This is a genomic window from Pseudomonas sp. RIT778 (assembly GCF_019718735.1).
Lineage (GTDB): Bacteria > Pseudomonadota > Gammaproteobacteria > Pseudomonadales > Pseudomonadaceae > Aquipseudomonas > Aquipseudomonas aphyarum.
The window spans coordinates 29453-52121 of the sequence record NZ_JAIHBA010000033.1 but is presented as its reverse complement, the minus strand read 5'-3'; the positions used below and the strand labels follow the sequence as shown (position 1 = coordinate 52121).

General features: G+C 62.2%; 20 protein-coding genes. 7 read left to right on the top strand and 13 right to left on the bottom strand.

The annotated features are described in order from the left end of the window. Positions 1-71 precede the first annotated feature (71 nt). The 4 genes from K5E37_RS22480 to K5E37_RS22465 form a co-directional block, all read right to left on the bottom strand. A complete protein-coding gene (locus K5E37_RS22480) occupies positions 72-767 on the bottom strand; it encodes a tRNA (adenine(22)-N(1))-methyltransferase TrmK (protein ID WP_221535188.1) in 696 nt (231 codons plus the stop codon). Between the two features lie 116 nt (positions 768-883). Next, a complete protein-coding gene (locus tag K5E37_RS22475; RefSeq protein ID WP_409348070.1) occupies positions 884-1618 on the bottom strand; it encodes a class I SAM-dependent methyltransferase in 735 nt (244 codons plus the stop codon). 81 nt (positions 1619-1699) lie between these two features. Continuing rightward, positions 1700-2296: a LysE family translocator gene (locus tag K5E37_RS22470; protein ID WP_221535187.1), complete on the bottom strand. Its 597-nt coding sequence runs from the start codon at positions 2294-2296 to the stop codon at positions 1700-1702. 51 nt (positions 2297-2347) lie between these two features. After that, on the bottom strand, positions 2348-3184 hold the full coding sequence (locus K5E37_RS22465) for an AraC family transcriptional regulator (protein WP_085604582.1): 837 nt from the start codon (positions 3182-3184) through the stop codon (positions 2348-2350). A 167-nt stretch (positions 3185-3351) separates the two neighbouring features. On the opposite strand from K5E37_RS22465, the gene K5E37_RS22460 reads away from it, so the two are divergent. Further along, on the top strand, positions 3352-3546 hold the full coding sequence (locus tag K5E37_RS22460) for a PLDc N-terminal domain-containing protein (RefSeq protein WP_221535186.1): 195 nt from the start codon (positions 3352-3354) through the stop codon (positions 3544-3546). A gap of 210 nt (positions 3547-3756) precedes the next feature. After that, on the top strand, positions 3757-4821 hold the full coding sequence (locus K5E37_RS22455) for an alpha/beta fold hydrolase (protein ID WP_085604585.1): 1065 nt from the start codon (positions 3757-3759) through the stop codon (positions 4819-4821). Between the two features lie 21 nt (positions 4822-4842). Here the strand turns inward: K5E37_RS22455 and K5E37_RS22450 are convergent, their stop codons facing one another. Beyond that, the gene (locus K5E37_RS22450) at positions 4843-5868 is read right to left on the bottom strand and encodes a GlxA family transcriptional regulator (protein ID WP_221535185.1); all 1026 of its coding nucleotides are present in this window, start codon (positions 5866-5868) and stop codon (positions 4843-4845) included. A gap of 470 nt (positions 5869-6338) precedes the next feature. On the opposite strand from K5E37_RS22450, the gene K5E37_RS22445 reads away from it, so the two are divergent. After that, the gene (locus tag K5E37_RS22445) at positions 6339-7649 is read left to right on the top strand and encodes an MFS transporter (protein WP_221535184.1); all 1311 of its coding nucleotides are present in this window, start codon (positions 6339-6341) and stop codon (positions 7647-7649) included. A 60-nt stretch (positions 7650-7709) separates the two neighbouring features. On the opposite strand, the gene K5E37_RS22440 is transcribed toward K5E37_RS22445, so the two are convergent. The 4 genes from K5E37_RS22440 to K5E37_RS22425 all read right to left on the bottom strand — a co-directional run bounded on the left by K5E37_RS22440 (position 7710) and on the right by K5E37_RS22425 (position 11570). Continuing rightward, positions 7710-9698, bottom strand: a complete 1989-nt coding sequence (locus tag K5E37_RS22440; RefSeq protein WP_221535183.1) for a U32 family peptidase — start codon at positions 9696-9698, stop codon at positions 7710-7712. Between the two features lie 230 nt (positions 9699-9928). Next, positions 9929-10309, bottom strand: coding sequence for a RidA family protein (locus K5E37_RS22435; protein WP_007955413.1), 381 nt, complete (start codon positions 10307-10309; stop codon positions 9929-9931). Between the two features lie 101 nt (positions 10310-10410). After that, entirely contained in the window at positions 10411-11142 is a 732-nt protein-coding gene (locus K5E37_RS22430; protein ID WP_221535182.1) for a DUF72 domain-containing protein, read from the bottom strand. After that, positions 11139-11570 (bottom strand): DNA methylase, encoded by a 432-nt coding sequence (locus K5E37_RS22425; RefSeq protein WP_221535181.1) that lies wholly within the window; start codon positions 11568-11570, stop codon positions 11139-11141. The genes K5E37_RS22430 and K5E37_RS22425 overlap by 4 nt, the downstream gene beginning before the upstream one ends. Before the next feature lie 452 nt (positions 11571-12022). Here K5E37_RS22425 and K5E37_RS22420 point away from each other — a divergent pair, with 452 nt between their 5' ends. Both K5E37_RS22420 and K5E37_RS22415 read left to right on the top strand, forming a co-directional pair. After that, complete coding sequence (locus K5E37_RS22420; RefSeq protein ID WP_085604627.1) at positions 12023-12406, top strand: DUF6124 family protein; 384 nt, start codon at positions 12023-12025, stop codon at positions 12404-12406. 230 nt (positions 12407-12636) lie between these two features. After that, positions 12637-14319 carry an MFS transporter gene (locus tag K5E37_RS22415; RefSeq protein WP_127797875.1) on the top strand — a complete coding sequence of 561 codons (1683 nt, stop codon included), beginning with the start codon at positions 12637-12639 and terminating at the stop codon, positions 14317-14319. Between the two features lie 46 nt (positions 14320-14365). Here K5E37_RS22415 and K5E37_RS22410 read toward each other — a convergent pair whose 3' ends face one another. Genes K5E37_RS22410 through K5E37_RS22400 form a run of 3 tightly spaced genes read right to left on the bottom strand, consistent with a single transcriptional unit; the run spans position 14366 to position 18603 of the window. Beyond that, entirely contained in the window at positions 14366-15712 is a 1347-nt protein-coding gene (locus K5E37_RS22410) for an MFS transporter (protein ID WP_221535180.1), read from the bottom strand. 48 nt (positions 15713-15760) lie between these two features. Further along, positions 15761-16834, bottom strand: coding sequence for a C45 family peptidase (locus K5E37_RS22405; protein WP_221535179.1), 1074 nt, complete (start codon positions 16832-16834; stop codon positions 15761-15763). Positions 16835-16875: 41 nt separating this feature from the next. Next, a complete protein-coding gene (locus K5E37_RS22400; protein ID WP_221535178.1) occupies positions 16876-18603 on the bottom strand; it encodes an amidohydrolase in 1728 nt (575 codons plus the stop codon). Between the two features lie 105 nt (positions 18604-18708). Between K5E37_RS22400 and K5E37_RS22395 the strand changes: the two genes are divergently transcribed. Together K5E37_RS22395 and K5E37_RS22390 are read left to right on the top strand one after the other, a co-directional pair. After that, entirely contained in the window at positions 18709-19614 is a 906-nt protein-coding gene (locus tag K5E37_RS22395) for a LysR family transcriptional regulator (protein WP_221535177.1), read from the top strand. An 82-nt stretch (positions 19615-19696) separates the two neighbouring features. Further along, positions 19697-20671, top strand: a complete 975-nt coding sequence (locus tag K5E37_RS22390) for an AraC family transcriptional regulator (RefSeq protein ID WP_221535176.1) — start codon at positions 19697-19699, stop codon at positions 20669-20671. A gap of 30 nt (positions 20672-20701) precedes the next feature. Here K5E37_RS22390 and K5E37_RS22385 read toward each other — a convergent pair whose 3' ends face one another. Continuing rightward, positions 20702-22612, bottom strand: a complete 1911-nt coding sequence (locus tag K5E37_RS22385; RefSeq protein ID WP_221535175.1) for a tyrosine-protein phosphatase — start codon at positions 22610-22612, stop codon at positions 20702-20704. Positions 22613-22669 lie beyond the last annotated feature (57 nt).

The window sequence follows — 22669 nt, the reverse complement described above, 5'->3', positions numbered from 1 at the left end:
GCGCTGGCAGGTGCAGCACCGGGCAAACCCGACTTCGGACAGGATCGCCCTCATTAGCATCTCCGAGAGTTTCACCCCAGCACGTCAGTGATCCAGCGCACCTGCTGCTTCAGATCCTGCACCTTTTGCTCGCATACCCCATGCCGAGCCCGAGCGAAGTGGCTCAGCGTCTGCTGCTTGTGCCGCAACCGATGCTGCCACTTGCTGACAAACGCAGGACTGCGCGTCTGCAATTGCAGCGGCCCGAAGTACAGTTCCTCGGGTGTATACGCCACCGGCTCGCCCCGCTCGGCCACGATTATTTCGTAGTCGAAGCGGTTCTCCCGCAGGATTTCTTCGCAGAGGATTCGATAGCCGTTGTCCATCAGCCATTGGCGCAGCGGTTGTTCGCCGCCGTTGGGTTGCAGGATCAGACGTTCGCGGCCGCTCAAGCGCGCCTTGCCGCCTTCGAGAATGTCGCGGATGGTCTCGCCGCCCATGCCGCACACGGTAATTGCCGTGATCCCGTCGGCCGGCTCGACGGCCATCAAGCCATTGGCCAGGCGCACGGTGACCTGCTGCTCAAGATCGTTTTCGCGCACGGTGCGTTGCGCCGAACGGAACGGCGTCTCGGCCATCTCGCCCGCCACCGCCGCCGCGATCGCGCCACGGCGTATCAGGGCCACCGGCAGGTAGCCGTGATCCGAGCCGATATCGGCCAGCCGCGCACCGGCGGGCACGTGCGCCGCCACCCGTTCCAGGCGCATGGACAATGTCTGTTCGTTCAACCGCAACCCCTTTCACTCTGAACGTCCGGCACTGGTGGCCGGAACGGGGCGCGATTCTGGGGGGCAACGGCGGGGATTTCAAATGCGCGTGGTCGGATTCGTCGCTAAGGCACCGGTCAACTCGTTTTACGCGTCAACCACGCGCCCCAGAACAGGCTGCTGAAAAACCGGGTGGCCTCGCCGAAGCCGGCTTCATGTAACAGCTTTTGAACCGCCGCCTCGGAATGGGGAGGATCGGCACCCTGAAGGATTTTCCCCAGTTTGGCCTTCACCTCATCGGCGCTGGCCCCGTTCTGGCGCCAGCGTTGTCCCCACGCTTCCAGCAGCAACGGCTGGCTGGCATACGCGTAGTGATTGCCGGCCACAATCAGCGGAGCACCCGGTTTCAAACGCGCCCGAATGGATTGCAGAAGCGCTCGTTTGGCCTCATCGCCTTCCAGATGATGCAGAACGCCGATCACCGTTGCGGCGTCGTAAGACTCATCGGCAGGCAAGTCATCGACCGGCCCGAGATGCAGATCCGTTCGCTCAAGCAAGTCATGCGACCGCAACTGCTCGGTCGCCGCCGCCAGCATCGGCTCTGAAGGGTCAACCGCCATGAAACGCCAGCCTGGCTCCAGACGCCCCATCGCGATGATTTCCTGGGCTGTCCCGCCTGCGCCAACCGCCAGAATCCGCGCCGAACCTGCGTTACCGAGACTGGCGGCCAGCATGCACGCGGCTAGGTCATGGCAAGCGTCATAGCCCGCCAGCGCAATGCGGCTTTGCTTGCCATATTCATTGGCGCGGGAGGTGTCGAATTTCTCAGTAGATGAAGTGTTCAAGGGCGTTTCTCCGTGTCCTTGAATCACCCTACGTCACGAAGATTGATAATAGAAATTCATTGATTTTATGCGGTGCATTCCTGTCAGGAATGCGGCAGATGCCGATGCCTAGACCAACACCGTCAACCAAGCCGACAGCAACAACAAAAACGCCAGCCCGGCATTCATCCGCCGAAACGCCCGTGGCGAGCCAAAGAACCGCGCACTGCCCACGCCCAGCAGCGCCCACGCCGTCATGCACGGCAGGCAGACCATTAGAAAAACCGCCGACAACAGCAGCATCCGCGAGCTGTCGTCGCCGTTGCCGCCAAACACGCTCACCACCGCCACGGCCATCATCCATACCTTGGGATTGATCAATTGCAGGCCGGCGGCGCCGAACACGTTGAAGCCGTCATCATTCGACGTCGAGGACTCCAACGATGGCGGTGTGCTGCGAAAGATCTGCCACGCCAGCCAGCTCAACCACAACACCCCGACCCAGGCCATCGCCTGCTGCACGCGGGGATAGCGCAGCAAGGTTTCCCCCACGCCGAGCCCGACCACCAGCACCACCAGCGCCGCCGACACACACGCGCCGAAGATGATCGGCACGGTGGCCGTCAGACCGCGCCGCGAGCTGTGGCTCATCACCAGAATATTGGTCGGCCCCGGGGTGATCGAGGCGACGAAGGAAAACAGCAGAAATGGCAGCAACGATTCCATGACAGGACTCCCGAATCAGAACAGGAAGTCATGGTCGCGGTTGTGCGGGGTTCAGTCTGGAAGGTTTGAGCAGCGCTTGCGGTAATCCGCCGGCGTCAGGTGATAGGCACGGCGGAACCAGCGTCCGAGATGGCTCTGATCGGCAAAACCGAGTGCGCTGGCGACGGTGGCGGGTGTTTCGCCGCGCGCCAGCAACTGGCGGGCGCGGGCCAGGCGCAGCTGAATCAGGTAGGCATGCGGCGCCAGTCCGAAAGCGGCCTTGAAGGCCCGGGTCAGGCGAAAGCGATCGACCCCGCAGGCCTGGGCCACATCGTCCAGCCCGATGTCCTCAAAGGCATGAGCATGCAGATAGTCCCGCGCCACTTGGGCCACCCGTGGCAGGCGCGGATCGAACGGTTGCCGTTTACGCCAGTCGAGGTGCGACGTCAGCGAACCGAGCAAGGTGTCGATGGCGGTCTGGCGCACGATGCGCAAGTCGCCTTGATGCAGGGCGTTGAAGGCCTGATTGATGGCGGTGGACAGGCGCGAATCCTGACTCAGGGTATCGGTGAACCCGAGTTGGCTGTTGTCCGGCGCATGCTCGAACAGCACGCGCAATTCGCGCTCCAGCCAGTGCGGGTCGAGGTAGAGCATGGAATAGGTGAAGCCCTCCTCCGTCGGCGCGTGCCCGTCGTGGATCTCACCCGGTTCCAGCATGAAAATCTTGCCCGGCGTACTCAGATGCCGCACCCGCCGGCAATGAAACTGCTGCACGCCCTGCTCGGTGACGCCCACCAGAAAGCTGTCATGCCAGTGCGGATCGTAGGCATGGCCCTGGAAATGGGCACGAATCGACTCGATCCCGGTGTCGGCATCCTGGGACAGCTCGATCCAGTTGCGTTTGTCCACGCAAGGCTCCGAAGGCAGTGGTTGTTCGTTGAGGACGTCTACGTTACCGCGACTTTGCCGAGGCGTTTAGAACATTTGTGCACGTGGGCGAAGCAAGTCACCAGGCAAATTAAATGAACCCTGAGTGGCATGCCCCGCCTAAACCAATGACCATCAGGAGGTAGCCCATGCAACTTGAAACCACGTGGATCGTACTGGCCGTCGTTCTTTTGCTCATCGAATTGTGGGCGATCAACAGGGTGCGCAAGAGTGAGGGGAAAGCCAGCAACAAAGGCGTCTGGATCGTATTGATCGTGTTTGTGCCGCTGTTCGGGCTGATCGCCTGGGCGCTGGCCGGGCCCAAGCACATCACTCAGGCCTGAAGCCCAAGGTCAGCAAGAGCCCCGAACATTCGGGGCTTTTTGTTGGCCGCAGGTTTGTATCCCAGTGTGTACGAACGCCCCCCGGATACATGCCCGCGCATCAGCCCACGAAAACGGAAACAGCGCAGATACGTGGCCAGTCTTTAATGAACGCCAGATACGAAGGGTTCAGCCAGAACCCGGCCCTCGCCGATCATAAGGAGACTTGCCATGAAGCACGCACCACACGCCACCGTCCCCACCGGGAAAAACCGTCGCCGCCTGCTGGGTCTGTCGATTCTTGCCACCGCGCTGTTGCAGTTTGGCGCCTTCGCTCAGGCGCAAACCGCAGCACCCGAGCCGGTCAAGACCGAAGCCGCCAGCGTCAAAGCCGACCTGCCCTTCGGCCCGCTCAAGCATGTGAAGGCTGGCCTGCTGGACGTGGCCTACGCCGAAACCGGCCCGGCCAATGGCCCGGTGGTGATTCTCCTGCACGGCTGGCCCTACGACATTCACAGCTACGACGACGTCGCGCCGCTGCTGGCGGCCAAGGGTTATCGGGTGTTGATGCCGTATGCCCGGGGTTATGGCGACACGCATTTCCTGTCTGAAAAGACCGTGCGCAACGGTCAGCCGGCGGCGCTGGCCAGTGACGTGATCGATTTCATGGATGCCCTGAAAATCAAACAAGCCGTGCTCGGCGGCTACGACTGGGGCGCGCGTTCGGCGGACATCGTTTCGGCGCTGTGGCCGGAGCGGGTCAAGGCGCTGGTGTCGGTCAGCGGTTACCTGATCGGCAATCAGGCCGCCGGCAAGAATCCGCTGCCGCCCAAGGCCGAGCTGCAATGGTGGTATCAGTTCTACTTCGCCACCGACCGTGGTGAGGCCGGTTACACCATGAACACCCATGACTTCGCCAAGCTGATCTGGCAACTGGCGTCACCGAAATGGGCCTTCGACGACGCCACCTTCGACCGCAGCGCCAAGGCATTGCAGAACCCGGATCACGTCGCGATCACCGTGTTCAACTACCGCTGGCGTCTGGGCCTGGTGCAGGGTGAAAGCCAGTACGATGCGCTGGAACAGAAACTCGCCACCGCGCCGTCGATCAGCGTGCCGACCATCACTATGGAAGGCGATGCCAACGGCGCGCCGCACCCGGCGCCGGAGGACTACGCCAAACGCTTCACCGGCAAGTACCAGTTCCGCCTGATCAACGGCGGCATCGGTCACAACCTGCCGCAGGAAGACCCGAAAGCCTTCGCTCAGGCGATCATCGACGCCGATCACCTCTGAAGGAGCACGCCAAACGGCTCGTCATTTGACGAGCCGTTTTTCTTTGGAAGGTCGATAACCGAAATAGGCGCTGTAGCACTTGCTGAAATGACTCGGCGACACGAATCCGCACGCCACCAGCACGTCCACCTGGGACAGCTCGGTGTGTTGCAGCAGACGCCGGGCCTCGGTGATGCGCAGTTCCATGTAATAGCGTTGTGGCGTGGTGCCCAGTTGCTCCTTGAACAGCCGCTCCAGCTGACGTCGGGATCGGCCGGCATACACCGCCAGTTGCTCCAGCTCTAGCGGTTCCTCCAGATTGGCATCCATCAGCTTCACCACTTCACGCAACGGCGCGCTGACGCAGATGTTCTCGGTCGGTTTGATCCGCCGATAGCGCGATTCCTCGAACGCCAGAATGTCTTCGATGCCTTCGACCAGCGCCTTGTCGTGCAGGCCCTTGATCCAGTCCAGCGCCATGTGGAATGCACCGGACGGACTGGACGCGGTCAGCCGGTCGCGGTCGATCACGTAGGGTTCGCTGCTGACCTGAGTCGCCTTGGAAATCTCCGCCAGCGCCGGCCGATGCTCCGGGTGAATCGCACAGCGGTAGCCTTCCAGCACCCCTGCCCGGCCCAGGAACCACGCGCCGTTCCACAACCCGGCCAGGATCACGCCGGCCTCGGCGGCCATTTTCAGCAGGTTGATGAACTCGTCGCTCGCCTTCAATTCCGTGCGGTAGCCGCCGCAGATCACCAGCAGATCCAGTTCCTGCAACGCGCTGGTTTCCAGACCCAAGTCCGGGCGAATCACCAGCCCCAGATCGCTGATCACTTCGCCGTCGCTCAAGCCGAAAGTGCGCGTGGAAAACAGACCGGGGCGCAGCAGATTGGCGGTGACAAGGGTGTCCAGCGCCTGGGTGAAGGCCGGCAGGGAAAAATGCTCCAGCAGCACAAACCCGGTGCGGGTCATGCGTCCCGGCCCGCTGGCGGGCTCGTTCAGGTAGCGAAGGTTCTTGCCCTTCATGCCACCGCTGAATTGGCGTCGTTCGATCAAGGTGTGGTCCATCGTTTCGTTGTTATGGCGCCATGCTAACTGGCGCCGCAGCAAATTACTCGCGAACGGTGAGTACCGCAGGGGAGATCGTTCCCACGCTCCGCGTGGGAATGCAGCCCGGGACGCTCCGCGTCCCTTCCAACGGCGGACGCAGAGCGTCCATGGAGGCGTTCCCACGCAGAGCGTGGGAACGATCGGCGTGATCAGTGCTGAAACGGACGAGCCTGCGTCCCAACGTCGCAGGCCCGGCACCTTGGCAAACGCCACACAAGGCTTAAAATCGCGCCTCCTCTTGCAGTCGCCCGAACGGCGCCTGCCCGCAGCCATGACAACCCTCAGGTTTGAACAGCCGACCACTTTCACGAAGTGCGCCAGGCTCAATCGTCCTGCCCGTTCGGCGGTCGTTTGTCTTCAACACACTTCGGCTTGGCACTCGCATGCGCAGAGGCGCACGTTCCGCTGTTCGATCACTTGAGGTTTTTATGACACCGCGTTTGCTGGCCATGGCGCTGGCGCCCCTGCTCGGGCTATTCATTGTTGCCCTGGGCAACGGCTTTCTGTCTTCTTTGACCACCCTGCGCCTGGGCGCGGCCGGCGAATCGGCGACGATGATCGGCATCGTGTCCTCGGCCTATTTCATCGGCCTGACCCTGGGCGCGATCTTCAACGACCGGCTGATCCTGCGCATCGGCCATATCCGCGCCTACAGCAGCTTCGCCTCGCTGATCGCCGCGACCATCCTGCTGCAAGGCCTGTTTTATGACACCTGGGGCTGGGTCGTCCTGCGCCTGATCAACGGCTGGGCCACGGTCGGTGTGTTTCTGGTGATCGAGAGCTGGCTGCTGCTGGCCGGTGACGCGAAGATTCGCGGGCGTCTGCTGGCGCTGTACATGATCGTCCTCTACGGCGCCGGCGTGCTGGGTCAGGCATTTTTGGGGAAAATCACCGGGCTGGGCGACACGGCGCCGTTCATGGTCGCCGGCATGCTCGCGACCTTGTCGGTGTTGCCGATCGTGATCCTGCCGCGCGTTTCGCCGTTGCTGGAACAGGTCGAACCGCTCAAGCCACGAGCGCTGCTGGGCGTATCGCCTACCGGTCTGGTCGGCTGCTTCGGCTCCGGCGTGACCATCGCCGCCATCTACACCCTGCTGCCGCTATACCTGCAACGCATCGGCCTGAACGTCGGCGAAGTCGGCAGCATGATGGCCTGGACGATCCTCGGCGCGATGCTGCTGCAATACCCGGTCGGGCGCTGGTCCGACCGCAAGGATCGCCTGCAAGTGCTGACCGTGCTGTGCGCCGCGTGCACCGTGCTGTCGCTGGTGATCGTGCTGGTGCCGCTGTCCTCGGCCATGCTTGCGGCGATGCTGTTCCTGTTGGGTGGCGGCGTGTTCGCGTTGTATCCGGTTGCCGTCAGCCACGCCGCTGACCGTGCGCCGGTCGAAACCCTGGTGCCGATGATTCAGGGCATGCTGCTGATCAACTCGCTGGGCTCGGCGATGAGCCCGCTGCTGATCTCGCCGGCGATGAATGCCCATGGCGAAACCGGCCTGTTCTGGGCCTTCGCGCTGGTCAACCTGAGCATGGTGACGTTCTTCTTCTGGCGCCGGGGCAAGCGTCCGGTGCCGGCAAACCCGGCGCCGTTTGCGGCGGCAGCGACCTTCTCACCAACCGGCGCCGAACTGCGGGTGACCGAGGATCTGCGTCAGGCAGCGCAGGAGCATCCGCCGATGGTCGACGCGTTGAGTGGCGAAGCGGCGCCGCCAACGGGATCGCGCTACGAAGCCAGTTGAGTTTCTGGCAGGCATAAAAAAACCGGTGACGTTCGTCACCGGTTTTTTATTGCCTGCTAATCAGTGCGGAGCCCGAGGAATGGTCTTCATCAGATCCTCAGGGCTGATATGCCCCACCACACTGCCCGGCTGCGGCAGATTCAGGATGTGGCCCTTCATCTTACCGATCACGTGCATCTCGCACGGTTTGCAGTCGAACTTCAGGGTCAGCACTTCGTCGCCGTGGATCAACTGCATCGGCGCGACTTTGGTTTTCACACCGGTCACGCCTTTGGCCTGTTTCGGGCACAGGTTGAAGGAGAACCGCAGGCAGTGCTTGGTGATCATCACCGGCACTTCGCCCGCCTCTTCGTGGGCCTCGTACGCCGCGTCGATCAGCTTCACGCCGTGACGGTGGTAGAAGTCGCGGGCCTTCTGGTTGTAGACGTTGGCCAGGAACGACAGATGCGCCTCCGGGTACACCGGCGGTGGCGTGGTCTCGGCCTTGCGCGAACCGCGCGGGTGGGCGGCAACGCGGGCGGCGGTCAGCGCTTCGATCACTTCACGGCGCAACGACTTGAGCTGCGAGTTCGGGATGAAGAACGCTTGCGGCGCATCCAGCTTGATCGAGGTCGCGTGGTACTCGGTGGTGCCGAGTTGGCCGAGCAGGTCGTGCAAGGTGTCCAGCGCCTGTTCCGGTTTGTTGGCGACGCCGAACGGGCCTTCCAGCACAACGCTGGCGCTGATGCCCTCTTCGCTGGTCACGGTCAGTTCCAGACGCTCTTCACGCAGCTTCGCCAACCAGCTCACGCCGATACGACGCTCGGCAGAGGTCTTGAGCAAGGCCTGCTGCCAGTTGTGGTCGAGGTTGCGGTTCAGTGGGTGGTTTGGGCGCAGCTTGTACAGGCCTTCCGGCATTTCGTTCGGCTCGACGCGGTAGCGGTAGCGCTTCTCGCCTTCTTCCTCGAACTCGCCCTTGGCTTCGGCGATGTTGGCGCGGAACCCCACCACTTCGCGCTTGACCAGCACGTTGAGGCCGTCGCCGTTCGACAGCGGCTCGTGGGTGATGACCTGCATGTCACGCTTGCCGACTTTCTCGACCGTGCCCACTGCCAGACCGGTGAAGGTCGGCGAATCGAACGCCCCGATGTCGATCTTGCGCTCGCTGACGAAGTAGTCGGTGCTGCCACGGTGGAAGGTTTTTTCCGGGTCCGGCATGAAGAAATGCGCGGTGCGGCCGCTGGAAGCGCGGGCCAGGTCCGGACGGTCGTTGAGCACGTCGTCGAGGCGCTGGCGGTAATAGGCGGTGATGTTCTTCACATAGCCCATGTCCTTGTAGCGACCTTCGATCTTGAACGAACGCACACCGGCCTCGACCAGTGCGCGGATGTTGGCGCTCTGGTTGTTGTCCTTCATCGACAGCAGGTGTTTTTCGTAGGCGATCACGCCACCCTTTTCGTCTTTCAGGGTGTACGGCAGACGGCAGGCCTGGGAGCAGTCGCCCCGGTTGGCACTGCGCCCGGTCTGCGCGTGGGAAATGTTGCACTGACCGGAGAACGCCACGCACAACGCGCCATGGATGAAGAACTCAATGGCGGCATCGGTTTCATCGGCGATCGCGCGGATTTCCTTGAGATTCAGTTCACGGGCCAGAACCAGTTGCGAGAAACCGGCCTGATCGAGGAACTTCGCCCGCTCAAGGGTGCGAATGTCGGTCTGGGTGCTGGCGTGCAGCTCGATGGGTGGAATGTCCAGCTCCATCACGCCCAGGTCCTGGACGATCAGCGCATCGACGCCGGCGTCGTACAACTGATGGATCAGCTTGCGCGCCGGCTCCAGTTCGTTGTCGTGCAGGATGGTGTTGATGGTGGTGAAGATGCGCGCGTGATAGCGACGGGCAAATTCCACCAGTTCGGCGATTTCGCTCACCTCGTTGCACGCGTTATGGCGCGCACCGAAGCTCGGGCCGCCGATGTACACCGCGTCGGCGCCATGCAGGATGGCCTCGCGGGCGATGGCCACGTCACGGGCGGGGCTGAGCAGTTCCAGGTGATGTTTGGGCAAGGACATATGTTTTTTTAGTCAGGCTGTCACGGTCGAGGCGCGCATTGTAGCCGCGAAACGCGTGGCCGGCACGCCTGTGCTGCCGGGTGGCTGTTTTCAACCCGCCCGTTCGCAGATCGTTCCCACGCTCCGCGTGGGAATGCAGCCCGGGACGCTCCGCGTCCCTTCCAGAGCTGGAACGCGGAGCGTCCCTTGAGGCATTCCCACGCGGAGCGTGGGAACGATCATTACGTGGGTCAGGCCTTGGCGGCCATCGCAGTCACTTCCACCTTCATCCCTTCAACCGCCAGCGCCGCCACACCAACCGCCGCACGCACCGGCCAAGGCTTGGCGAAGTAGCGCTTGTACACCTCGTTGAACGCAGCGCGATCAGCCATGTCGGTCAGGTAAATGGTCAGGTGCAACACGCGATCCATCGAACTGCCGGCCTTTTCCAACGCGACTTTCAGCGCCTGCAACGTGCATTCGCTTTGGGCGGTGACGTCGCCCAGTTCCAGACTGCCGTCGGCACGGGTCGGAATCTGGGTCGACATCAGAATGCCGTTGAATTCGGTGACGTCCGAAGAGATCGAGTCTGCATCCGGATCCGGGGTGTAGGTGATGTCTTGGTTGGCCATGGGAAAGTCCTTCGCTGGCAGTGAGGACGGCGCCATCGCGCGCCGTTTCGGGCGGCCAGTTTACAGACACACTCGCCGGTTGGAAGACCAGACATCGAGTGTCAGCCGTGCGCCAGTATCCGCCGCAGTTCCAGCGCATTGCCGATTGCCGCGCCGCTGGCGGTGTTGTCGAAGATGCACCAGGTGTCGACGCCATCGACAGCCGCCACCCGCAAATCGCTGGCGAGCTTTTCCAGATACGCCGAGTCATAGGGGCTGTAATAAATGCGTGGCGAACCGTGCAGCCGCCAATAACGCACGCTGGGCCAGCCGCGCGGAGCCGCATCGGTGCTGATTCGCGAAGGATCGACCACCGCTTGCGCGATGCGATACGCCATCAACAACAGTTCGGCGGCGGCCCAGGACTCGTGGCGCGGCTCAACCACCAGAGCCCCGGAATAACGTTGGCGCAATGCGACTAAAAAGGCCTCTGCAAGTGCTTCGTCGAACGCCAGCGACGGCGGCAACTGCAGCAGCAGGCAACCCAGGTGATCGCCCAGCCCCGCGCACTGTTCAAGAAATGCATCGAGCTCACGCTCGCAGTCCCGCAGGCGCCGCTCATGGCTGATCGACTTGGGCAGCTTCACGCAAAAGCGAAATCCGTCCGGCACCGACTCGGCCCATCGGGTGTAGGTTTGGGGTTTGTGCGGACGGTAGAAGGAACTGTTGATTTCCACGCCATTGAGGTGTGCGGCATAGCGTTGCAGGTGGGTGCCCTGCTCCGGGAATGACGGCCAGTATTCGCGGGGCAGGCTCCAACCCGCGCAGCCGATGAAGATCGCCGACGCACTCAAAACAGCACCTTGCCCGCTTCGCGCATGAAGATTTCAACGGTTTTCGGGCCGATGCCGTCGAAGGCTTGCAAACGCTTTTCGAAATCCTGGAGGTCGGCGCTCGCCTCGACCATGTTCATTACGCGCCCGGCATACTCGTCATTCAATTTGGTAGCCAGCGCGAGCAGGCGCTCGGCGGTGGTTTCGTCGTAACGCACGTAATGCGCCTGGCCGAGCATCCGCACCAGTTCACGGTGAGTGCAATGGCCGAGTTTGCGCGGTGTATCGCGTTGGTGTTGGTCGACTATTACTCGGTAGGCTTCGGCGGCAATCTCGGCCTGGATTCGTTTGCCCATCAGGAAACTGGCGAGTAGCCATTTGAACAGGGCTGATTCGCTCAACGGGTGGAGGGTGATATGCAAGTCTTCGGCGCTGATGGTTTTGGTCATGCAGCTTTTGAGCGAGCGTCGGCGTGATGAGTGCGAGGCTGGCGACGAATGGGCTGGAGGCGTAAAGCGTCAGGCTTCTCCTCGTTGGGTGATGGTCGATAAACAGGTTTGGATCGCGCCGTTTAAAGACATGTCGGAATGCGTCCGGATGCCTACAAATCCTTGCGCCAGAGCCTACCGCTACGCCAGAATCCGCCGGCTTGTGCGCCTTGGGGTCGGCCGGTAACTTGGATCGGGTCACTGATTTCCAGTGATCGGGTTTAGCAGCCCGTGGTCAACCTAAGGTCGTACGTGCACTATCAATCAGGTTCCATGCCTGCACTTGATGGCGGCTGTACGCAGGGCGCTTCGGCGCGCCGGCTTCCTTAGGTTCCCCGGTCTGCTAACCTGCGTCCAGCTGCCACCCTTCTTTTAGCAGAGAAGCGGTTTCAGCATCATTTCGGAACCTGAAAATGATCAAACCGACTCCAAACCCTCCGGTCACCGAACCGGCCAGCATCACCGACCCAACCTCCCCCTACGAATGTCCTGACTCCAAGAGATTCAACGAAGCCGCCAACCGCGCCCTCGACTACCACCTCGGCCCAATATCAGCCCACATGATGGCCGCTCCCTACTACCCCAACCGCCTCTACCAGGCCAACCCGGCCAGCAACACCGAATCCCTGCTCGCCGACGCCGTCGAAACCCTGGGCTCGGCCAACGTCATGCTCAACAACTTCGTCGACCTCCTCGAAGGCCCCCACCGCAAAACCGCGCAAGGCATCGCGCAGATCGTGATGCTGGCGGAACTGGCGGTGAATCAGGTGCTGGATAACGTTGTGCCGACGGAATAAAACCCTTGGCGGCGGGTCTCTCCTGCCGCCCCTGCATCAGTCGATCAATCCCCGCCACTGGATATCCCCCCAATCCCAATTATGCTCAATGAAACCCCGCTCTCCCGCGCGGGGCGGTGATTCTGTGCACGCTCCACGAAACACCTGATACGGCATCCGCCACAGGCCTCGGGTACGCGACGTTGATGAAGTGCTCCGGCCTACAAAAACAAGCACGACGGAGAACACCCATGGCAGTACTCGACAGCATGTCCACCGGCAGCGCGCCGCCCACCAACCACAGCATCAGCCGCGAGGAGCGCAAGGTGATTTTTGCGTCGTCCCTCGGCACGGTGTTCGAGTGGTACGACTTTTACCTGTACGGCTCACTCGCCGCGATCATCGCCAAGCACTTCTTTGCCGGGGTGAACGAGACCACGGCGTTCATCTTCGCCCTGCTCGCCTTCGCCGCAGGCTTTGCGGTGCGGCCGTTCGGGGCGATTGTGTTCGGGCGATTGGGCGACATGATCGGGCGCAAGCACACGTTTCTGATCACGATCGTGATCATGGGTGTGTCGACGGCGATTGTGGGGTTCCTTCCGGGTTACGCGACCATCGGGGTCGCGGCGCCGATCATTCTGATTACCCTGCGGCTGCTGCAAGGTCTGGCGCTGGGTGGTGAGTACGGCGGCGCGGCGACGTATGTGGCCGAGCATGCGCCGAAGGGCAAACGCGGGTTCTTCACTTCGTGGATTCAGACCACCGCGACGCTGGGGCTGTTTCTCTCGCTGCTGGTGATTCTGGCCTGCCGCACGGCGCTGGGCACCGAGGCGTTCGAGGCCTGGGGCTGGCGGATTCCGTTTCTGCTGTCGATCCTGCTGCTGATCGTGTCGGTGTACATCCGCCTGCAACTAAGCGAGTCGCCGGTGTTCATGAAAATGAAGGCTGAAGGCAAAGCGTCGAAAGCGCCGCTGACCGAGTCCTTCGCCCGTTGGGACAACCTGAAAATCGTGATCATGGCCCTGCTCGGCGGCACCGCAGGGCAAGCGGTGGTCTGGTACACCGGGCAGTTCTACGCGCTGTTTTTCCTGCTGCAAACCCTGAAGATCGACCCGCAGACCGCCAACCTGCTGATCGCAGGTTCACTGCTGATCGGTACGCCGTTCTTCGTGATTTTCGGCAGCCTGTCCGACCGCATCGGGCGCAAGGGCATCATCATGGCCGGGTGCATTCTGGCGGCGGTGACCTACTTCCCGATCTTCCACGCGCTGACGCAGTACGGTAACCCCGACGTGTTCATTGCCCAGGAGAAGAACCCGGTCAAGGTGATCGCCAACCCCGACCAGTGCTCGTTCCAGTTCGATCCGGTGGGCAAGGCCAAATTCACCAGTTCCTGCGACCTGGCGAAAACCATCCTGGCCAAACGGGCGATCCCGTACGAAAACGTGGTGGCGGAACCGGGCACCGTCGCGCAGGTGCGCATCGGCGACAAGGTCATCGAAAGTTTTGAAGGCACGACCCTGCCGGCCGCTGACTTCAAGACCCGCAACGACGCCTTCACCGCCAGCCTCACGACCGCGCTGAAAGAAGCCGGTTACCCGGAAAAAGCCGACCCGGCCAAGACCAATTACCCGATGGTCTTGCTGCTGCTGACCATCCTCGTGATCTACGTGACCATGGTCTACGGCCCGATTGCGGCATGGCTGGTCGAGCTGTTCCCGGCGCGCATCCGCTACACCTCGATGTCGCTGCCGTACCACATCGGCAACGGCTGGTTCGGCGGGTTCCTGCCGACCGTGGCGTTCGCGATGGTCGCGGCGACCGGGGATATCTACTACGGCTTGTGGTACCCGATTGTCATCGCGGTGATGACGGCGATTCTCGGGATCTTCTTCATGCCTGAAACCAAGGATCGGGACATCCATCACACCTGAGGATTGAGCGTCGCCCGCTTCTGCAAGGAAGCGGGCGGCGCACGCCTCACCGCGTTTCCCAGCGTTGCACCGCAGGCGGGATGGTTGGAGCAACCGTCACCGGCGCGTCGATTTCCTCCAGGCTCAAATGCGCGGTCTCCTTGAGGAAGAACGAGCAGACCGCCACGATCCCCAGTGCCACCGCCCCGTAAACGGCAACGCCAAACGCATCGTGGTTGTTGGCGATCAGAATGGCCGTGGCCGCACTCGACGCCGTCCCGCCACCCAGCGCAGCACCGATCTGGTACGCCGCCGACATCCCTGAATAACGCATGTCCCGTGGGAACTGCTCGGCGAGAAACGCCGGAATCGGCCCTTGTGTCGCGCCCATGAAAGCACCGATCACGATGTAAGCGAATGTGGACACCAGCAAACTTTTCAAACCCACCAGCGGGAAGAAAACAAAGAATCCGACCGCCATGATGAACGCCCCGAGGATCATCACTTTGCGCCGACCAATCCGGTCGGAAAGCAAGGCAAACAGCGGCGCGGTGATGACGATGGCGACGGACAGCGCGATGTCGAAAATCAATGCATCGGTGCTGCCATAGCCCAGTTGTGTGGCGTAGGACAGAAAGAACGTGCTGCCGATGTAGGCGATGGTCACGTAGCCAAACGCAATGCCGGTGCACAGCAGCATGGCCCGAGGTCGCGCACGCAACGCTTCAATCAACGGCATGCGCCCGTGGACGTTTGGTTCTTTGAGCAACTGCGGCGGTTTCTGCAACCGCGCATAGAGCCCGATCAGCACCAGCACGCCGCCCAGCCAGAACGGAATCCGCCAGGCAAAACCGGCGAGGTCATCGTTGGCCGCCACGCTGACCACCGCAAACACCGCCGAGCCGAGAATCCCGCCGATGCCGATGCCCATGCTGGTGAAACTGCCCCACAACCCTCGACGACCCACGGGCGCGGATTCGATGCCGAACAACGCGGCCCCGCCCCACTCGCCCCCGGCGGCAAAACCCTGCACCAGTCGCAATAGCACCAGCAACGCTGGCGCACCCGCGCCGAGGGTGGCGTAACCCGGCAAGCAGCCGATCAGAAAGGTGCTGAGCCCCATCAACAACAAGGTGATGACCAGCATTTTCTGGCGCCCGAGTTTGTCGCCGTAATGCCCGAACACCACGCCACCCAACGGCCGGGCGAAGAACCCTGCGCCGAACGCACCGAAGGCTACGAGGGTGGCGGTGAGCGGGTCCATCTGCGGAAAAAACACCTTCGGGAACACCAGCGCGGCGGCGATCCCGTAAATCACGAAGTCATAAAACTCCAGGGCGGTGCCCATGCCGGAGACGAAGAAGGTTCTCAGCGCCGACGGTGAACCCGCCGTGCGTGCTGGGTGACTGGCCATGTGGGGTGCTCCTCTTGTTGTTGTTTTTCGGGGCGTTGCTTCAGGGTTTCAGAAACGCTGGTAACCGTTGCGGGCCAGCTGTTTCGGGTTGCCGGCGGCGTATTCGAGCACGCACTGCTCGGTGTCGATGCCGATGGTCAGCAAGGTTTCCCAGCGCTCGGTGGCCGGCATGCTCAGGTCGGGGTGGAAGCAGATCGGTGCCTCTTCGCCGGCGGCGCCGCACATGGCATCGGCCCGGCGAATCAGGTCGCCCTCGGTCATACCGCTCAGCAAAGCGTTCACGTGGTCGATACGGGCGTAGGTGGTCGAGGCGTCCGGCGTGCGTTCGCCAGCGCTCAGGTCCGGGTCGAGGAAATGGTTGGTGTGGGTGATCCAGCCTTCGGCGTTCGGCAGCACCACGGCAGTGGCGGCAGGCGACATTTCGATGCTGCAGGCGCGGATTTTCGAGTCTTCGCGAGAGAACACGGTCAGCACCGTAGACGCACTGACCCGCGCCGAACGCGCCAACTCGATGGCCTCTTCCACACTGTGCGCCTGCTCCAGAATCCGCCGCGCAATTGCATGCACCGGCACACCGACGGTGCCGTTGTCACTGGCGTGGTGAAGAATGTTGAAGTGCAGCCCGAGGCCGGCGCTGTTCACGCCGATCTTGCCGAGCATGCCGAACTCGGTGAACAGCTTGACGGTCATCCCGGCGTCGGTGGTCAGTTGCAGGATCAGGCCGTTAGGCACCAGCGTGTCGTGCCAGTCCCAGGTCTGGATGGTTTTCGGTGCTTGCGGGCCATGAGGGGCGAAGACGGCGGTCGAGCATTCGCCTTCAGTGGACGGCATTACGGCGAGGATTTCGGTGCGGGCATTCAGGGCCGCGAGTTGCCACAGCGGCAAATCCGCGCCTTCGGCCGTGGCGATGATCTCCTCGGCCAGCGCCGGGCTCCAGTCTTCCAGAGCTTTGAGGCTGGCGTCGCCGATGGCGCGCACTTGCTGTGGCGGGATGTCGAGCTGGTTGAAGAAGTCGAGATACAGCGCAACGGTCTGGCGAATCTGTGCGCTGAAGGCGTCACCGATCTGGTGCCCACGAGTTTGCGGGTTGCGGGTGTCGGTGACGAAGCAATGAAGGTTCACGAAAAGTCTTCCTTTTTTTGGCGTTGTAATCGGAGTGCGGCTTACGGCTGGCGGCGATAGATTTCACGGCCGGCGAACCAGGTGCTGAGGACCTGGGTGTCGCGCAAGGCTTCGGGGGCGACCGTGAACACGTCCCGGTCGAGGACGATCAGGTCGGCCTGTTTGCCGGGTTTGAGCGAGCCGATGCTGTCTTCCAGACGCAGAACCTTTGCCGCGTTCAGGGTGTAGGCCTGGAACATGACCTGACGATCGATGTCTTCGGCGGCGTTGAGCACGCCTTTCGGGCCCTTGCGGCTGACGGCCTGGTAAATCGCTTTCCACGGTTCGGGCGTGGTGATCGGCCAGTCGCTGGCGCCGGCGATGGTCGCGCCCTGCTTGAGCAGCGAACGCGCCGGATAGGTGTACATGAAGGCCATGGCGCTGACGTACGGTTTGACCAGATCCATGCTCGATTCATCAGCGCTGGCCCAATACATCTGCATCGACGCGATGACGTTCAGCGCCTTGAACCGGGCGAATTCTTTCGGGTTGACCATCTGCAGGTGGGTGATCGAATGGGCAATGCCGCTCTGGCGATCCTTGCGCGCCTGCTCGATGCCATTGAGTGATTCGCGCACCGCGCGGTCGCCGATGGCGTGGATGTGGACGAGCCAGCCACGGGCGTCGGCGGCGCTGACCAGTTCACCAAAGTGCGCCGGGTCGATCAGCAGCTCGCCGGATTTTTTCGAGTTCTTGTAAGGTTCAAGCATCGCTGCGCTTTGCGCAGGCGATTCGGCCACGCCGTCGGCGAACACCTTGATGCCCGGCAACGTCAGGTTGTGCACGCCGAGGAACTGTTGGCGGACCTTGTCCAGTTCATCGAGATCGGCGGGTGTAGCCTTCGAATCGGCCATCAGCAATGCGGCGACGTGAGCGGTGAGTTCGCCGTTTTCCGAAAGCTTCTTGTACGTCGGCAGCACGCCGAGCGAGTCGTTTTTCACGTCGGCGCCGGGCAGTTCGTTGGCCAGCGGATCCATCCACCCGGTAATTCCGAGGCTTTTGTAGTAATTCAGCGCGGCGCGCCCACCCGCCAGCAGCGCTTCATCGGTCGGCGGTGGCAACAGGGCCTGCACCGGGTAGAGCCCGGCATCCACCATAAAACCGTTCGGCTGTCCGTTGGGATGATGACCGAGGGTGTCTTTCTCTTCGGGTTTGAGCGCCTGGATGCGCGCCGCGTCGATGCCGGCGCGTTTAAGCATCGCCCGATTGGCCCACCCGGTGTGCAGGTCCCAGCCCAGCAGCAACAGCGGCTGATCAGCCCACTCGCCCTGATTGAAACGCTGCTCCAGTGCGCCAGTCTGGCTCCAGTAGGTCGAGGGTAATCCGCCGACGCTGAGGAATTCGCCGCGCCAGGCCTTGCCGTCCTCACGCCATTGGCGCAAGCGCGATTCCAGTTTATCGAGCGGCAGCATCTGCCCGTCGAGATTGGCCTGAAGCATCTGCAGGCCGCCCTTGATGGTGTGGGAATGGGAGTCGATGAAACCGGGCATCACCACTTTGCCGCCCAGATCGATCAATCGAGTGCCAGAAGTCTTGAGGCGCAGCACCTGCGCATCCGAGCCGACCGCCACCATCTTGTCACCGTCGATGGCGACGGCCTGCTGCAACGGCTGCCCGGGTTCGGCGGTGTAGATCTTTGCGTTGTGCAGGATCAGATCGGTTGCCGCCAGACTTTCCAGCGAGGCACAGGCCAGTGCGGACGACACCATCAGGGTCAGAAGCTGCTTCATGAGCGTTCTCGTTATTTTTGTTAGGCTGAGGCCAGATTAGCCAAGCCCGCCGGATAACTGAATGCCGTCTCACGCACAACTTCTGTGCCCATCAGGAATAGATCAATGGACAAAATGAGCGCCCTGACCATGTTCGTCGCCACCGCCGAGCACGGTAACTTCAGCCGTGCCGCCGAGGTGCTCGGCAACACGCCGTCTGCCCTGACCAAAGCCGTGGCGCAACTGGAAGAGGAACTCGGCAGCCGCCTGTTCGACCGCACCACTCGACGCATGGCACTGACCGAAGCCGGGCGGATCTATCTGGAAGGCGCGCGTCAGGCGCTGTTGCAACTGCAACTGGCCAGCGAAGGCGTCGAACAGCTCAAACACGAATTGCGCGGCGAGTTGCGCATCATCGCCCCGCCCTCCTTTGCCCCGGCCTTTCTCAATCAGGTGTGCTGCCGCTTTCTGAACGAACACCCGCAGGTCAATCTGGAAGTGGATCTGAGCGACAACTACGACGACCCGGTCGATGGCAGCTACGACCTGGCGCTGCGTGACGGGCCGATCGATCTGCCGGGGGTGATCGCTCAGCCGCTGGTGGAGAACCGCGTGCAGCTCTGCGCCAGCCCGGCCTATCTGGCGCGCAAGGGCAGCGATGTGTCACTGGACAACTATCACCAGCACGACTGGCTGATCTTCCGCCACCCGCTGCTCAACCGGCACTTCTGGTGGGTCAAGCAAGGCGAACGACGCCTGCGCATGACCCAACCAATCCCGCGCATTGCCAGTGACAATTACGATTTCCTGCTGGCCTGCCTGCTGGACGGGCAAGGCCTGCAATTTCTCCCGCAGTGGAGCGCCGCGCCGTATCTCGCCCGGGGCGAACTGGTGGAGTTGATGCCCGAATACTGGCGCGAACCCAGCGCCTTCGGCCCGTGGATCTACGTGCTGTATCAGGCGCATCGGCGCAATACGCGCAAGGTGAAGGTGTTCATCGACTTCTTGAAGGCTCACTGGCAAGCCACGTAATCCGTTTGTGTCATGTCGCTGTCACTCTTGGTTGCTAACGTCTTCGCGCCTCTTTGCCCCGACTGCCAAGGTGACCTTCCCGGTGTACTCAAGCCCGACGCGCCAGACCATCATCCTCAGATCCGCCGATATGTCCTGCGACGACTTCGGCGCGCTGTTCTCCCGCATGTTCGGCAATCGTTATGGCGACACCCCGCCGCCGCCCAAGGACATCATCATCGGCGGCGTCTACGGGCGGCACGATGGGGTGAGTTTCCGGCGCATGCATTACCGGGGCGATTTCACCGTGGCGTTCCCCGAGCCCTACGACGAAATTACCTTCGTGATTCCCACCGCCGGCCGGATCATCTTCAACGACTCGGCCGAATCCCTGGGTCTGCCGCACATCGGGCTGGCCATCGACAAGGCGGATCTGCGTTCGATGCGTTTCGTCGACAATCACGCCCAGCACGGCATGTCGATCAGCCGTGCGGCGTTCACCGAACGGCTTTCGTCACTGCTGGGCCGACCGATCGTGCACAAGCTGCATTTCGAGCCGAGGGTGGATCTGAACAGCCCGGCGTTTCAGGGCATTCGTGCGCTGATCGATCTGGCCACCGGCACTGAATTCGATCTGTTGTTGAACGCTGGTTCGCTGATGCCGTCGCGGCTGCGGGAGATGCTGGTGGACGCGGTACTGGAAGCCTGGCCGCACAACTTCAGCGAGGCCTTGCGCCGCCCCGAGGCGCAGATCACGCCACGGCATGTGAAACAGGCCATCGAATACATTCAGGCGCATCCCGAGCAGATGGTCAGCGGAACGGATCTGGCGGGGCTGGTAAACGTCAGCCTGCGGGCGTTGCAGGAAGGCTTCCGGCGGTTCGTCGGCACCTCGATTGTCGCGTACCAGCGACAGGTCAGGCTGGAGCGTGCCTGTGATGCATTGAAGCAAGGCCCATCATCATCGGTGACCGACGTGGCCCTGCAATTCGGGTTCAGCAACGTCGGCCGGTTCTGCCAGTACTTTCAGGATGCCTACGGCGTGAGCCCTGCAGAAATGCGAAAAGGACTGCGCTGAGGCAGTCCTTTTTCTTCACCTTCAGGTTGGTCAGAACTGATAACTGGCCTTGAGCCCGCCGCTGAAACCGTGGCTGTCACCGCCACCGCTGGCACCGGCTTCAGCGCCCAGACTGAGGGCGCCCAGGTTGGCCATGAGGTTGACGCCGCCGCTGAACTGGTCGCGGTTGTCGAACGCCGCGCGTTGTTCGATATCCAGCCCCAGCAGGTGCCCTTCGCTGTCGACCTGATGATCGCCCAGCACATGCTCATAACCGACCCGCACGCCCGGCACCAGTTGCCACGCGCCCATCGGCATCGGGGCGAACGAGACGTCGAGATTGGCCACCGCGCTGCGGCGGGTTTCTTGAATGTCATCGACATTAAGGGCCAATTCGCTGCCCTTCTCCTGGAATCCCGACAGGTCCAGACGGCTGACCCGCACGCCGAGGCTCGGTTCCAGAATCACAGTGTTCAGCGGCATCCGATAACCGAGTGCCAACGTGGCGCCGCTGAGGTTGCCGTGGGTGTCGCCCTTCGCCGAACCGAGGCCGCCGCCGAGGTCGCGTTTGCTGTCGTAGTCGACATAACCGGCGCTGAGGTTGGCGTCGACAAACAGGCCACGTTCCAGGCTGGTGAAACCATAACGGGCGCCAAGGTTAAAGAACGTGAAATCGGTATCGACCTCGCCACCCGCGCCACCCACCGAGCCTTTGCTGTAACCGATGCCGCCGCGCGCACTGAGTTGTTCGGAGAAGCGCTGAGTGACGCCAATCATCAGGCCCTGACTGTGTTCGTTGCTGCTTTGCATATGGGCCGAGCCGTCGGTGCCGAGGTAACCGGCGAGCGCGGTGCTCCACAAACGATATTGGCCGACCTTGAGGTCAGTACCGCTGGCGAATGGCGCGGCGGCCTGCTCGATCATCGAGTTCTGACGCAGCAGGTAACTCGCAGCATCGGCGTGCACCTGACCGCCGACCGTGGACTCGACACCGCCCAGAGTGCCGGCGTCGATGGCCGATTGCAGGTAGTAGTTGTAGGCGCTGTAAGTGCCCGAGAGTTTGCTGTTCTGCAATTCCTGCAACAGTTGCGCGCCAGCGGCGGCGTTGCCGATCAGCCCTGTCTGACCGGGCAGGCTGTTGTACTCGACCATTTTGCCGCGCAGCACATAGATGGTTTCCTGGGACAGACCCAGCCCCTGCTTGAGGTAGTTGTCCATGCTGCCGTATTGCGCGGTCACCTGATCCAGGCCCGCTTGCAGATAACTCGCCTCGACGCCCAGCAGCGGCGCATAGATCGCGGCCATGCTCGGCGGCATCATCGCCAGGGTCTTGGCGACCCGTTCGGCGGTGTAGTCGTTGGTCGCCAGGTAGTTGCTCATGATCGTCGCGTTGTCGACCCCGGCGATGCTTTGCAGCACGGCGGCCGTCCAGCCGGTGCGGTCCTTGCCGGCGGTGCAATGGAACAGCGCGGCGCCGTCGACACCGGCCAATTCGTTGAACAGCACACCCAGCTGCCCGCGCATGCCGGCGTCGCTGACAAACGCGCGGTTGGTTTCCTGCATCATCGCAATCGCATCGGCCGCGCTTTTGAACGAGACCGTGGTGATGTTCGCGCCCGACGTGGTGGCGCCGATGATGTCGATGTTCTGATAGGTCGCCCCGCTGATCATCGTGTCCGGCGTGCCGGCGATTTCGCTGGGGGTGCGCAGGTCGTATACGGCCTTGATCCCCAGACCGTTGAGGGTCGCCAGGTCCGACGCTGTCGGCGTCAGCGCGTTGGAGCGGTAGAACACACCAGCGCGCATCGTTCCGTCATGGGCCGTGGAATAAGCGGTGGTGATACCGGCGATATCGCGGAAGTTGTCGATGCCTTTCAGGCGCGGGGTATCAAGGTCGGCCGCGTGGGCGGCGGCGATGGACAGACTCAATACGGACAGCGAACACAGAAGACGTGGAAACACGATGCAGCCTCATTGGAAACCGGTTGGGCTGCCCACTATCTACAATGAAATGTGACT